This window comes from Streptomyces sp. NPDC043876 (assembly GCF_056435825.1).
In genome coordinates this window covers 1-13,927 of sequence record NZ_JBWKDV010000011.1, presented here as the reverse complement: position 1 = coordinate 13,927, position 13,927 = coordinate 1, and the positions used below count along the sequence as shown (strand labels likewise).

General features: G+C 69.7%; 10 protein-coding genes and 1 pseudogene. 6 read left to right on the top strand and 5 right to left on the bottom strand.

Annotated features, from left to right (window positions below; genetic code table 11):
* Positions 1 to 84 precede the first annotated feature (84 nt).
* The 3 genes and pseudogenes from AC0693_RS29580 to AC0693_RS29570 form a co-directional block, all read right to left on the bottom strand.
* Positions 85 to 648, bottom strand: a complete 564-nt coding sequence (locus AC0693_RS29580; RefSeq protein WP_478803353.1) for a GNAT family N-acetyltransferase — start codon at positions 646 to 648, stop codon at positions 85 to 87.
* 57 nt (positions 649 to 705) lie between these two features.
* Complete coding sequence (locus AC0693_RS29575; RefSeq protein ID WP_478803352.1) at positions 706 to 1,197, bottom strand: hypothetical protein; 492 nt, start codon at positions 1,195 to 1,197, stop codon at positions 706 to 708.
* Between the two features lie 17 nt (positions 1,198 to 1,214).
* Positions 1,215 to 1,325 (bottom strand): annotated as a pseudogene (locus AC0693_RS29570) (Lsr2 family DNA-binding protein); the annotation flags it as partial.
* A gap of 750 nt (positions 1,326 to 2,075) precedes the next feature.
* Here AC0693_RS29570 and AC0693_RS29565 point away from each other — a divergent pair.
* Both AC0693_RS29565 and AC0693_RS29560 read left to right on the top strand, forming a co-directional pair.
* A complete protein-coding gene (locus AC0693_RS29565) occupies positions 2,076 to 3,431 on the top strand; it encodes an APC family permease (protein ID WP_478737847.1) in 1,356 nt (451 codons plus the stop codon).
* Between the two features lie 139 nt (positions 3,432 to 3,570).
* A complete protein-coding gene (locus tag AC0693_RS29560) occupies positions 3,571 to 4,050 on the top strand; it encodes an MSMEG_6728 family protein (protein ID WP_356413444.1) in 480 nt (159 codons plus the stop codon).
* A 20-nt stretch (positions 4,051 to 4,070) separates the two neighbouring features.
* Here the strand turns inward: AC0693_RS29560 and AC0693_RS29555 are convergent, their stop codons facing one another.
* Positions 4,071 to 4,961, bottom strand: coding sequence for an SDR family oxidoreductase (locus tag AC0693_RS29555; protein ID WP_478803351.1), 891 nt, complete (start codon positions 4,959 to 4,961; stop codon positions 4,071 to 4,073).
* A gap of 309 nt (positions 4,962 to 5,270) precedes the next feature.
* On the opposite strand from AC0693_RS29555, the gene AC0693_RS29550 reads away from it, so the two are divergent.
* From AC0693_RS29550 to AC0693_RS29540, 3 genes are all read left to right on the top strand, one after another.
* Entirely contained in the window at positions 5,271 to 7,052 is a 1,782-nt protein-coding gene (locus tag AC0693_RS29550) for an N-acetylglutaminylglutamine amidotransferase (protein ID WP_478803350.1), read from the top strand.
* Positions 7,049 to 9,136, top strand: coding sequence for a S9 family peptidase (locus AC0693_RS29545; protein ID WP_478803349.1), 2,088 nt, complete (start codon positions 7,049 to 7,051; stop codon positions 9,134 to 9,136). The genes AC0693_RS29550 and AC0693_RS29545 overlap by 4 nt, the downstream gene beginning before the upstream one ends.
* Before the next feature lie 707 nt (positions 9,137 to 9,843).
* A complete protein-coding gene (locus AC0693_RS29540; RefSeq protein WP_478803498.1) occupies positions 9,844 to 10,047 on the top strand; it encodes a hypothetical protein in 204 nt (67 codons plus the stop codon).
* Positions 10,048 to 10,232: 185 nt separating this feature from the next.
* On the opposite strand, the gene AC0693_RS29535 is transcribed toward AC0693_RS29540, so the two are convergent.
* A complete protein-coding gene (locus AC0693_RS29535) occupies positions 10,233 to 11,432 on the bottom strand; it encodes a cytochrome P450 (RefSeq protein WP_478803348.1) in 1,200 nt (399 codons plus the stop codon).
* 504 nt (positions 11,433 to 11,936) lie between these two features.
* Here AC0693_RS29535 and AC0693_RS29530 point away from each other — a divergent pair.
* The coding region (locus AC0693_RS29530; RefSeq protein ID WP_478803347.1) for an AMP-binding protein at positions 11,937 to 13,927 on the top strand (1,991 nt) is incomplete at its 3' end.

Genomic DNA, 13,927 nt, shown 5'->3' with positions numbered 1-13,927 from the left:
GTTCCGCGCCCCCTGAATGAACTGTTCCCCTGAACTGCCCCGGGAGCATAGGGCAACGAGCCCTCTCCGCAGGGCACACCTCGGTCACGCGTCACGTCCGTCCACCACGTGCAGGCGCGCGAACTCGTCGGCCAGCATGCCCATCACGACGAGGTCGTGGTGCCGGCCGCCGGAGAACACGTGATCGCGGAGGCGCCCTTCTTCGACGAAACCCAGCCGCCGGTGAAGCGCCAGGGATGCCTCGTTGTGGGCGAAGATCCGCGCCCCGCACTTGTGGTAGCGCCGCTCGGCGAACATGAAGCGCAGCAACGTCACCACGGCTTCCGCCGCGTACCCCTTGCGCCGGTGGTCGGCGCCCATCGTGACGCCGTACTCGAACCACCCCGCACGCGGTTCGGCGTGGTGCGAGCCGACCGTGCCGACGATCTCCCCGGTGCCGACGGCCTCGACGGCCAGCCGGAAACAGTCGCCGTCGGACGGGGCGACCGCCTGCTCCTTCGCCCAGGCACGGAACCCCTCGGCGGACCGGGGCGGGTGCAGCACGTCCCCCAACCCCTCCTCCTCGACGGCGAAGCGCATGAACGCCGCCCAGTCGTCGGGCTCGATCCCACGCAGCCGCACCCGCTCGCCGGTCCAGAACGATGTCATTCCTCATTCGATCACGCGGCGGCGTGCGAGGGGGCAGCCGGGCCGGTCGGCTGTTGCTCACCATGTCAGGAAAGTCATCGTCTCGATGGCCGGGTTGCTGACCTTGACAGTCCCGTGGTCCTGGAACTCGTTGGCGTGCCAGTCGGCAAAAGCCTTGGCCAACTGTGCTGCCCTCGGTACGTCGGGTGAACTGGTGTCACGGAGTTCGTGATCCAAGTCGGTGATGATCCGGATGACTTGGGGCGGACCCGTCTCCTCGGTCATCACGTGCATCGAGATGACGAGGAGATTCTTGGTGGCGTCGCTCTTCTCCAGGTGTCCTCTGAAGGCCTCCGTAGCCGGATCGCCGTTGCCCGGCCACTGCGGTGCAGTGGGGGAGCTGTCCGGTACCGCCTCCGGGGTATCACCGTCTCCGCAGGCCGCGCTGGTGCCGGCCACGAGAAGCGCGACTGCCAAGCCGAGCGTGACGAGGCGGACCCGGTCGGCTCGTCCGGCCTGCCGGCCCCCCGGCCGGGCGCTGGTGCAGGCGCTCTCGTCGGTGTGATTCATACGCTTCGGCCCTGCCATCACATGCTCCCGGAGGTTTCCCACGCTTGCAGGATGCCCGCGGGGAGTCGGCCGCGGAGGGGGACCTCGTATCCGTTGGCCTTGGCCCAGGCCCGGATGGTGTCCGTGTCCACGGGGTCCCTGACCGGGGTCTGCGGGAGTGCGTACGGGCGGGCGGCTGATGGGGTGAAGGCGGGCGGGGTGTCGAGGAGGTCCTCGGGGAACTGGGGGACGGTGGTTTCCCCGCTCAGGACGGCTGCGAGGAAGGCGGTGAGGTTGCCGTCGTAGGTGAACCAGCGGTTTCCGCGGGCCTCCTTGACGGCGATGCGCCATTGGTCGGGCGCGGCCTGCGGTCCGGTGATCCAGAAGAGGTATTCGCCGTTGTCGGTGACTCCGATGGCGGACAGGAACCGCGGCTCGTAGGGCACATGGTGCGTGCCGCCGTCGTGGTCCTGCTGGAGTTGCGCGCGGACCGTGGCGGGCACGGGTCCGGTGAGGCTGACCCATTCGGTGGCCCCGTGCGGGTGGAAGACGCTGAGGTAGTCGGCGTACCGGCCGGGGCCGTAGGTGGAGGCGAGCGCCTTGTAGTCCGGGGGGAGCCGCATGTCCAGTGCCGCTTCGACGGCGGCCCAGTCGACGGGGCGCGGCGCGGTGGCGGGCGGGGGACAGGTCCTGATGAGTACGGTCAGGTCGGAGTCGGTCACTGGAGTCCTCTGCCGAGACGGCGGTCCGGGGCTGCGATGTCGGAAATCGATTGTCGGTGCCCTCCGTTTGGAACGGCCTTCCGCGGCCAGGAGAGCCAAAGTCGCGACCGGAGTGGCGGACCGCCGTCCCGCCCCCGGGTGCCCGTCCGGTCCTCGTACAGAACAGATTGAGCCCCGATGCCTTCCCGTACCGCCGACACCGGTGTGCAGCAGCCGCTCCGCAAGGTGCTCACCACGCGCCTGCTGTACTTCTTCATCCTCGGAGACGTCCTCGGCGCGGGCGTGTACGTACTGATCGGCGAGGTCGCCGCGAAGTCCGGGGGCGCCGTGTGGGTCCCCCTCACGGTGGCCCTCCTCCTGGCGCTCCTGACGGCCGCTTCGTACGCGGAGCTCGCCACGAAGTACCCGCGGGCCGGCGGAGCCTCGTACTACGCCACCCGGGCCTTCGGCCCCGCCGTGGGGTTCTTCGCCGGGTACTGCATGCTGGCGGCCGGGATCGTCTCCGTCGCGGCGCTCGCCCGCGGATTTGCCGGGGAGTACCTGACCGCCCTCGTCTCGCTGCCCGTGGTCCTCGTCGCCGTCGTCTTCCTCGCCCTCCTGGCGCTTCTGAACGCGCGCGGCATCCGCGAGTCCACCCGGGTGAACACCTTGGCCACCCTGGTCGAGACGGGTGGGCTGCTCCTCGTGGTGGGACTCGGCGCATGGGTCGTCGTACGGGGCGACGGCGATGTCGGCAGGCTGACGCAGCTCGGGACGGACTCCGCATCACCCGTGGCTGCGGTGATGGCGGGAGCGGTGCTCGCCTACTACTCGTTCGTGGGGTTCGAGACATCGGTGAACGTGGCCGAGGAGACCCTCGACCCGGCCCGTTCCTACCCGCGGGCCCTGTTCGGGGCGCTCGCCACCGCGGGCTTGATGTACGCCGCCGTCGGCGCGGCGGCTTCCGCGGCCGTGCCGACGGGCACTCTGGCGGCTTCCGACGGCCCCCTGCTGGAAGTCGTCCGTGCCGCCGGGGCCGTACCACCGAAGCTGTTCGCCTTCATCGCGCTGGTCGCGGTGGCCAACGGAGCACTGCTCACCGGAATCATGAGTTCCCGCCTGGCGTACGGGATGGCCGGGGAAGGCCTCCTCCCGGCCTTCCTCACGCGCGTGCACCCGGTCCGGCGTACTCCGTGGACAGCGATCGCCGCGACCACGGCCGTGTCCGCGCTGCTCGCGGCCACCGGGGAGATCGACGTCCTCGCGGGCACCCTCGTCCTGCTCCTCCTCGCCGTCTTCCTCACCGTGAACACCGCCGTCCTCGTCCTGCGACGCGAGAGCTCCGCCGCCTCCCCCCACTTCCGGGCCCCCACGGCCGTGCCCGTACTCGGAGCGCTGTCGTGCCTCGCCCTGGCGACGCAGATCGAGTCGAGGGTCTGGGTGCGGGGCCTGGTCCTGATGGGTGTCGGAGCGGCCCTCGGCGTTCTGGTCCTGTGGCAGCGCCGCCGCCGGGTCCCGGCGGCGGACGGAGTACCCCTCCCGGACGGCCACTGACCTGCTGCCGCGGCCGTCGGAGCGCTGTCGCCCCGCGCGTGCGGGAGCGTGACTCCGGCGCTTCTGCCACGCTCGCACTGTGGGCTCGGGGCAGTGGGTCGCGGGGTGCACCGCAGGTGGAATGCAAGGGAGAAGACCTGTGCAGACGTTCCTTCCGCTTCCGTCGTTCGACGCCTCGGCGGCCGTGCTGGACGGACGAAGGCTCGGCAAGCAGCGGGTCGAGGCCGTGCAGGTGCTGCGCGGACTGGTCGTCCCGGGTTACGGATGGCGCAGGCACCCGGCGGTGCGGATGTGGGCGGGTTACGAGGAGGCACTCGTCCGGTACGGGCTGCAGATCTGCGGGGCCTGGACCGCCGAGGGACGCGCCGACACCTGCGCCGTCACCCTGGTCGAGGACTTCGGGGCCTGGCGGCCGGGGGGCGCCCCGCGGACACAGGAACAGTTGGCCGCCGACGGGGACCTGCCGCCGTGGCTGGGCGCGCCGGACTTCCACCGGAGCCACCAGTCCGCGCTGGTGCGCAAGGATCCGGCCTTCTACCGGGAGCGCTTCCCGGGCGTACCGGACGACCTGCCCTACGTATGGCCCCGGTCCGACCGGGATGCGGACGCCCTGCCCTGAACGGTCAGGCCGGCCCCGGGTCAGGGCAGCGGTGTGCCGCCGGTGGCGTTGACGATCTCCCCGGTGATGTAGCTCGCCCGGGGCGATGCCAGGAACACGTAGGCCGGCGCCATCTCGGCGGGCTGGGCGGGGCGGCCCAGGGGCGACTGCGCGCCGAACTTCGTCGCGTCGGGCATCGTCGCGGGGATCAGCGGTGTCCACACGGGCCCGGGTGCGACCGCGTTGACGCGGATGCCGCGCTCGGCGAGCATCTGGGCCAGTCCGTGGGTGAAGGAGATGATCGCCGACTTCGTCATCGCGTAGTCGAGGAGGTGCGGGCTCGGCTGGTAGCCCTGCACGGAGGTGGTGTTGACGATCGAGCCGCCACGCGGCATGTGTTCCAGGGCCTTGCGGGTCAGCCAGAACATCCCGTACAGGTTGGTCTTCATCACCCGGTCGAACTGCTCCGTGGTGATCGCCTCGATGCCGTCCGGCTGGGACATCTGGTAGGCGGCGTTGTTGACGAGCAGGTCGATGCGCCCGAGTTCCTGCACGGCCCGGTCGATCAGGGCCGCGCACTGCTCCTCGTCGCGGATGTCGCATGCGACCGGTACGGCCTTGCGGCCCGCCGCGCGGATCAGGCGCGCCGTCTCGGCCGCCTCCTGCGCCTCTTCGGGGAGGTGGGTGAAGACGACGTCCGCGCCTTCGCGGGCGAACGCCAGGCAGACGGCCCTGCCGATGCCGGAATCGCCGCCGGTGACGACCGCCGCCCGGTCGAGCAGTACGTCGTGACCCTCGTAGGAGTCCTCGCCGTGATCGGGTTGCGGATCCATCCGCTCCGTGGAGCCGGGGTGGTCCTGCTCCTGCTCGGGAAAGGGAGGACGCGGGTGCAGTGTCACCGGGTCAGGGAGGCGGGGCTCTTTCTGAGGCATGGGATCTCCGTCGGGCCCCCTGGAGGGGCGGATCTGGGGTGTGATGTCACAGCGGGTCACCTGGCTTCTGCACGCGTCTCGCGCTCTCAAACATGCGCGGCGCGCCGCGGGCCCGTGCAGAGCGACCGCTTAAGCGACGCTCGCGTGGGCAGGCGCCTCGCATGTCGACCGCCCGTTCGGGCCGGCCGGACCCTCGTCGGCCGAAGGGCACAGGAGTGTAGGAATGACGTGCGTGACCAGGTGCTCCACGACGAGCGACGCCCTACGGGGGCGGCAGCCCCGAGGTGCCGTGCAGGCGGGAGGTGCCCCGTGTGCGGGCTGAGCGGGGAGGTGCGTTTCGACGGCCGGCGACCGGACCTCGCCGCTGTCGAACGCATGACCGACGCCTTGGAGTCGCGAGGACCGGACGGCCGAGGGACGTGGTCGCAGGGCGCGGTGGCGCTCGGGCACCGGCGATTGAAGATCATCGATCTTTCCGAGTGGGGCTCCCAGCCCATGACCGACGCGCAGCTGGGGCTCACCGCGGTCTTCAACGGGTGCATCTACAACCATCGTGAGCTGCGGGAGCGCCTGGAAGGGCTCGGCCACCGCTTCTTCTCCCGCTCCGACACCGAGGTGATCGTCAAGGCGTACGCCGAGTGGGGCCCCGAGTGCGTCGAGTCCCTCATCGGCATGTTCGCCTTCGCCGTCGTCGAGCACCACACCGGCCGCGTCGTGCTCGGGCGTGACCGGCTGGGCATCAAGCCCCTGTACGTCACGCAGGACGCCGACCGGCTGCGCTTCGCCTCCACCCTGCCCGCCCTGCTGACGGGCGGAGGCGTCGACACGTCCCTCGACCCGGTGGCGCTGCACCACTACCTGAGCTGGCACGGCACGGTCCCGGCGCCCCGCACCGTCCTGAACGGTGTGCGCAAGCTCCCGCCGGCCACCGTCCGCGTCGTCGAGCGGGACGGTACGCAGAGCGACCACTGCTACTGGCAGCCGTCGTACACCCGGCGCTCCGAGCTGGGCGAGGACCCGGCGCTCTGGCAGGAGGCGGTGCACGACGCGCTGCGCACGGCGGTGCGGCGGCGCACGGTCGCGGACGTCCCCGTGGGCGTGCTCCTGTCGGGCGGCCTGGACTCCAGCCTGATCGTGGCGCTGCTCGCCGAGGCGGGGCAGGAGGGCGTCGCGACCTTCGCGATGGGCTTCGAGGCGGAGAACGGGGAGGACGGCGACGAGTTCCGTTATTCGGACCTGATCGCGCGACGGTTCTCCACCGACCACCACCAGCTCATGATCCCGTCCGACCGGCTGCCGTCCGCGCTGGAAGCGGCCATCGGGGCCATGAGCGAGCCGATGGTCAGCCACGACGCCGTGGCGTTCCACATGCTGTCGGAACAGGTCTCCAAGGAGGTCAAGGTCGTGCTCTGCGGCCAGGGCGCGGACGAGGTGTTCGCCGGCTACCACTGGTACCCGCAGATCGCCCCGGCCTCCCGGCCGGATGCCGAGAGGGCGTACGCGGACGCGTACTTCGACCGGACGCACGCCGAACTCACCGCCATGCTCCGTCCCGGCTTCACCGCCGACCACGACGCCTCGGCGGAGTTCGTCCGGACGCACATGGCCGCACCGGGGGCCACGACCGCCCTCGACGCGACCCTGCGCATGGACGTCCACGCGCTCATGCCCGACGACCCCGTCAAACGGGTCGACAACATGACGATGGCCTGGGGCCTGGAGGCGAGGGTGCCCTTCCTGGACCACGAACTCGTCGAACTGGCCGCGGCCTGCCCTCCGCAGCTCAAACTCGCGCAGGGCGGCAAGGCCGTGCTCAAGGACATCGGACGCACCATCCTGCCCCGTGAAGTCGTCGACCGGCCGAAGGGCTACTTCCCGGTCCCCGCGGTCCGGCACATGGCCGAACCCGTGCTCGCGCGCGTACGCCACGCCCTCACCGCCCCGGAAGCACGCCGTCGCGGCATCTTCGACCAGCGCCTGGTCCACGAGCTGCTCGAAGCACCGAACCGCCGTCGCACCAAACGCGGGGCGAACACCCTGTGGCAGGTGGCGTCCCTGGAAATCTGGCTGCAGACGCACGGAATCACGTGAGCGGCCGGCCCGAAGCCGGAGGGTTCCCGGCGCGAGAGCCGCTGCCCGGACCGGCGCCGGCTCCGGCGCCGGTCCGGCTGCCCGGCCATCCCCGCGCCGACCCGCCGACCCTCCTGACGGCCCACGGATGCTGGTACCCGTCGGCCGACCCGACGGGTGAGCACGTGGCGTTCATCTGCGACCGGGCCGGGGTCCCCCAACTGTGGAGCGGGCCCGCCCGGGGGACGGAGGTGCACGTGCTGGACGGCGATCCCGACCCGGTGACAGAGGTCTCCTGGTCGCCGGACGGCCGCTGGATCGCCTACACCTCGGCACCGGGGGGCGGGGAGCACACCCGGGTCCTGGTGGTGCGCCCGGACGGGACCGGACGTCAGGTCATCGCGGGCGCGGAGCCCGGGAGTTCGGCCCACCTCGGGTGCTGGACGCGGGACGGAACCGCCCTCGCCGTCACGGTCGCCCAGCCCTCCCCGGTGCGCTCGGAGCACGCCGGGCCGGGGCACCTGCCGCCGGAAGCGGAGGGTGCGCCGACGACCGGCGCAAGGACTCTGGGCGCGCAGGCGTCCGAGGGCGACGGCCTCGCCCTCGGCCCGGCCCCCGGCCCCGCCCTCGGCCCGGCCCAGGGCGGCGGGCTGGCGGCGTACGTGGTCGACCCGGACGCGGCGAGCGCACCGGTCCTGCTGTTCAGCGAGGAGGGAGCCGCCTCCCTGCGGGTGTGCGACATGAGTGCGGACGGCCGCTTCGCGCTCGTCCGCCGGGGCCCGCGCGGCCGACGGGAGGCCCTCGTACTCGACACCGCTGCGGGCCGCACCACCTTCGCGCTGCACGTCGCCGACGGCGACCCCTGGATCGGCCGGTTCTCCGCCGACGCGCGGACGCTCTGGCTGCGCAGCGACGCGGAACGGGAGTTCGCGGCCCTGCTGAGGGTGCGTCTGGACGAGGAGGGCAGGTCCCGGGGCCTGTCCGTCGCCGCCGAGCGGGAGGGCTGCGCCCTCGATCTGCTGAGCGTGCCCGACCACGGCCGATGGGCCGTGCTCGCCTGGAACGTGCACGGCGCCACCGAGCTGGAGGCCGCCGGGCTCGCCGTCGACGGTACGGCCGGCGACGTCGGACCGCGCCACCATCCCGTCCTGCCCCACGAGGTGGTGACCCGGATCGCGCCCGTGGAACGCGGCGGGCTGTTCGCCGCCCTCTCGGGATCCCGGCGCAAACCCGGCATCTGGGAGCTGGACGAGGCGCTCGTCCCCGCGCGCACCGGCTGGTCGGCGCGGGACGAGGACGCGGTCCCGCCGGGGCGGCCTCCCGTACGCCCGGTGCCCCTGCGCTGCGAGGCCCGGGATGGGCTCGAACTCGGCGGCTGGTACTACCGGGCGCCGGAGCAGGACCCGGGCCGGCCGGCCCCCTGCGTCATCCACCTCCACGGCGGACCGGAGGAACAGGAACGGCCGGTGTTCGATCCGCTCTACCACGAACTCCTCGGCCGGGGCCTGGACGTGTTCGCCCCCGACGTCCGCGGTTCGTCCGGCTGGGGCCGGTCCTTCGTGGACGCCGACCTCGGCGCCGGCCGGTTCGCGGCGATCGACGACGTCGCCGACTGCGCCGCACACGTGGTCTCGCTCGGGTACGCCGACCCCCTGAGGCTCGGGGTGATGGGCCGCTCGTACGGCGGCTACCTCACCATGGCCTCCCTCGTTTGGCACCCGGACCTCTTCCGGGCCGGGGTCGCCGTCTGCGGGATGTCGGACTTCGCCACGTTCTTCGCTGGTACGGAGCCGTGGATCGCGCAGTCCGCGGCCGCCAAGTACGGGCATCCCGAAGACGACCGGGAACTCCTGCGCGCCCTTTCCCCGATGAGCCGCATCGACCAGCTGCGCGCCCCCGTGCTGGCCGTCCACGGAGAGCACGACACGAACGTGCCGCCGACGGAGTCGGAGCAGTTCGTCCGCGCGGCCCGCGACCGCGGCGTGCCGGCACGGCGGCTGACGCTGCGCAACGAGGGCCACGAATTCCTGCGGGCGGACAACCGGCGCCGCTACCGGCGCGCCGCCGCGGACTGGCTGGAGCGGTACCTCCGACCGGCGCCGTGACGGCCTCCAGCCCGATGCGCCGTCGCCGATGTTCCGAATCATCTTTGGCCCGGCGCGTGCCGATGTAGAGTGATGACCGCCCTTGACCTGCAGAAAGCAGGCAGGGAGCCGTCTTCGAGGGACCCGCCTGGCGGAGTCGGGCCGACGGAGCCACGCGGTCACCGGGCGCCAGTCACCGGTCACCTGAGTCCGTGATCGACATCTTTGACGGGAAGTCGTCGTCGACTCCAGGGTTTTGGCGAAAACGGGAGGAGCCGTCGCAACATCACGTTGCGCCCGAGATGGGCCGTGTCCCCATCGCTTTGGTGGCAACCGAATTCGATGCCCGGTGCTGTCTTATGCCCACCGTTCTACTTAAGATCGGCAACGGCATCCCGAAGCGGTGCCTTATTCATATCGCATGTCTGATAGGGCACTTGGGGGAGTGCGGTACTCAGGCCTACCGCTGCGTGGGCCCGCCTCCCCGGGAGCCCGCCGGCTGATGCGCCGCATCGGTGACCACGTGGACGTGGTCACCTACCTCGGCGAGTACACCCGCCGGCGCATCGCCCCCGCCCTGGGGCCGCGGGCCGAGCTCGTACGTCTGGTGCCAGGCGTCGACGCCGCTGCCTTCCGGCCCGCCTCGAGCTGTGCGCGCGACGTGCGAGACGAGCACGGCATCGCCGAAAAGCGGATGTCTCCGGCTGGTGAGCCGCAAGGGCCAGGACATGCTGATCAGGGCCATGCCGCTGGTGCGCCGGACCGTACCGGATGCGGTCTTGGTGATCGTCGGCAAGGGACCGGACGAGGCGCGGCTGCGTAAGATGCCGTCTCGGACCTCCTGCTCTCGCCTGAACGGCCGACGATGGGGAAGGCCGGCCGCCAGTGGGTCGAGGAGCAATGGTCGTGGGACGCGTCAGCCGAACTGCTGACCCGGCTCCTTGCCCCGAGAGAAGGCCGTCGACCGTTCCGCCCGGGGACGACGGGCACCGCGGTTGACCCCTGCGGAGCCGGGCGCGAGCCTTTCACCCGGCTGGAGCGTCCCGGGTCGCGTCCTCGCGGCCACTGCCCGGGGCGCCGCACGTACGGACGAGTACGTGATCGGCCAGGCCCGCCCTTACGGCCGCGTGAGAGTCACGGGCAAGTACTCGGGCCCGTTGACCACGATCGAGTCCAGCAGTTTCGGTGCACCATCGAGTTCGATCCGGACCTTTTGGTTGAGCAGTTCGGCGTAGAGCAGCCGAAGCTCGACGCGGGCGAGCATGCTGCCCAGGCAGAAGTGCTCACCGAAACCCAGAGCCAGGTGCCGATTCGGTTTCCGGTTGATGTCGAAGGTGTCGGGGTTCTCGAAGACGGTTTCATCGCGGTTGGCCGACGGGAGCCAGAAGACCACCCGATCACCGACCGCGATGTTCTTCCCGTGGATCTCGACGGGCTTCGTGGCGGTACGCATGATGTGCGTGGCCGTCGACGTCCACCGCAGGATCTCCTCCACCGCCGACGGCAACAGGTCGGGGTTTTCCGACAGCGTCTGCCACTGCTCGGGGTGCTGGATGAGGGTCAGCATGCCGCCGGCGGCCGCAATTCGGGTGTTCTCCGTGCCGCCGACCAGCAGGTTGTCGCAGTTGAGGATGACATCCTCGGCAGTGAGGGGCTCACCTTCCACACGGGCTGTCGCGAGCACACTCACCAGGTCATCGGCGGGGTTCGCCGCCTTCTCCGCCTGGAGCGTCTCGAAGTACCCGAGGATCTCCAGATGGGCGAACCTGCGGGTGTGCGGATCGCCGGCCGCAAAGGCTTGGCTCGTCAGTCGGTACAGGTACTCCCAATCCGACTCCGGGACGCCCATCATCTTGCAGATGACGTAAAGCGGAACCCGTGCGGCGATATCCGCCACGAAGTCGCAGCTACCGCGTTCCAGCGCCTGCTGGACCACGCGTCCAGTGATGTCCGTCATCTCCGACTCAAGAGCGCGGACCGAGCGGACCGTGAACCATTCGTCGACCAGCCCGCGCAATTGACGGTGCCGGGGCGCGTCGGTCAGCGCCAGAGTACGCCCACCGCCGGGGTCGGCACCGTGCGCCGCGGGGCGCAGCAGAATGCCCTGAGCTGAGCTGAAAGTCTCTGCGTCACGGTATGCGGCGCGTACGTCCTCATATCGGGTGAGGCACCAGAATCCAGGGTTTCCGTCGTCCATCGGCGGGTGCCAGTAAACCGGCTCATTTGCGCGGAGCCAGCGCCACTGAGCGAATGGGTCACCGGTCGAGTAGAGTGCGGGATCCACCAGGTTGATAGGCTCGGCCGACGCATCACGCACAAGAATTCCTTACAGTTTCAGTTGAATTCAGGGATGAGCTTTCACACTGCCAGTCGTGCGAGTGAGCGTCAAGATTTCGCGCATTGCCTTGCCGGCGGGCGAGTGGGCGGGGCGCGGCCTGCTGTCAAGGGGCTCTGCGGCTCTCGGCGCCACCCTGACCGCCCTGTTCAACTGTGGCTGGCGCAGCAGTTAAACACTCGCGCGCCCGTGTCTGCGCGCCACTCGCGCGAAGCGTTGATCGACCTGTACACCTGCGCTCATAGTGGATCGCTCAGGAAGATTCGGCTGTCGCAATGCGGGCGGTGCGGAAAGGCCTCGTCGCACATCAAGTTCATTTGCTCTTGCTAATTTTGTGTTTCAGGGTGTCGGTGCTGCCGGCACCCTGGCCTAGTTTTTGCTGTCGCTGGTTTTCGTATGTGGAGTGCTGGGCGGTTATGTGGCGTCCCTTGGTGTGGTGGCCCGTGCTGTGCCAGTCGATGTTTTCGGACGATTGGGGTGTGCGGGATGTCTGCTGCTGAGGGCGTTTTCGGGGACATGCTGGCTGGCCAGGTCGGGATTTGGTATGCGCAGGAGCTGGCGCCGGAGAATCCTGTTTATAACGTGGCTGAGCTCGTTGAGATCCGCGGTGAGCTGGATGCGGATCTTTTGGTGGAGGCCATTCGCCGGATGGTGATGGAGGCGGACACGTTTCATCTCCGTTTTCGTGGGGTGGAGGGTGTGCCTGGGGCGTACGTGGACGTCTCGGGTGAGTTGCCGGTGTTTTTTGTTGATGTGAGTGGGGAGGTGGATCCGCGGGGGGCCGCTGAGGAGTGGATGCGGTCGGAGCTGCGTCGTCCGTTGGTCGTGGCTGATCGTCTGTTGTTCGCGTTTGCTGTGTTGAAGCTGGGCGGGGATTCGTTCTTCTGGTATTCGCGTAGTCACCATCTGGTGGCAGACGGTTACAGTGGGTCGCTGGTGGCGGGCCGGGCGGCGGAGATCTACAACGCGTTGCTGGAGGGGCGCTCTGGTGCGGAGGGTGCGCTGGAGTCGGTTTCGGTGCTGCGTGATGCGGATCGGGCGTATCGGAGTTCGGCGGATCTTGAGGGGGACCGGGAGTACTGGTCGGGGACGCTGGCTGGTGTTGAGGTTCGGCCGGCGGCTGGTGGGCGTGGGCTGCCGGGCTGGGCGGTGCGTCATGTGGTTGAGGTGGATGCGGATCGTGCGGCGCGGCTGCGGGGTGGTGCGCGGCGGTTGCGGACGAGTCTTGCCGGGTTGGTGATTGCGGCGTCGGCGGTCTACGAGCACCGGGTTTCGGGTGTGTCGGATGTGGTGCTGGGGCTGCCGGTGCTGGCACGTTCGGGTCAGCGGGAGCTGGCTGTCCCGGGGATGACGGCGAATGTGCTGCCGTTGCGGCTGCAGGTTGAGGGGGGTCTGTCGGTTGGCGAGTTGGTACGGCGGACTTCTGGTGCGGTGCGGGGTGGGTTGCGGCATCAGCGGTACCGCTTTGAGGAGATGTTGCGGGATCTGAGGCTGGTTGACGGCGGGGCGTTGTGGGGGCTGGAGGTCAACGTCGTTTCGTTCCAGCAGTCGGTTGCGCTGGGTGATTGTGTGACGGTGCCGCGGAATCTTTCGACGGGACCCGTCGGTGGGCTGCGGGTGAGCGTGTACGACGGTGCGGATGACGGCGGCATCCGTGTGGTGGTCGACGGCAACGGTGACGTGTATGACGCGGCGTCGGTTGAGGTTGTGGCGCAGCGGTTCTTGAGGGTTCTGGAGTGGCTGGCCAGTGCCGGTGTTGAGGAACTTGTCGGTGGGGTGAGTCTGCTCGATGACGTGGAGCGTCATCGGGTGATCGAGCTGTGGAATGACACGGCTGTCGATGTCGGGTCGTTGACGTTGCCGGAGTTGTTTGAGGCGCGGGTGGCGGAGACGCCTGATGCGGTTGCTGTGGTGTTTGAGGGTGTTGAGGTTTTGTATGGGGAGTTGGATGCGCGGGCGAATCGTCTGGCCCGGCATCTGATTGCGCTGGGTGTGGGTCCTGAGTGTGTGGTCGGGGTGTGTCTTGAGCGTGGTGTTGAGATGGTGGTGGCGCTGCTGGCCGTGCTGAAGGCTGGTGCTGCTTACCTTCCGGTGGATCCGGAGTACCCGGCCGAGCGGGTCGGGTATGTGCTGGCGGCGGCTGGTGCGTCGGTTGTCGTGACCACGGACGCGCTGGCGGGCCTGCTGCCGGCGGGTGTGGACCGGGTCCTGGTGGAGGACCGGGCGATAGCGGGTCTTGCTGGTGATGCGGTTGAGCGTTCGCTGTTGCCTGGGCATCCGGCGTATGTGATTTTCACGTCGGGTTCGACGGGGCGTCCCAAGGGTGTGGTGGTTTCGCATGCGGGGATTGTGAACCGTCTGGTGTGGATGCAGGAGCGTTATGGGCTTACCGCGGCTGATCGTGTGCTGCAGAAGACGCCGTTCGGTTTCGATGTGTCGGTGTGGGAGTTTTTCTGGCCGTTGCTTCAGGGCGCGGT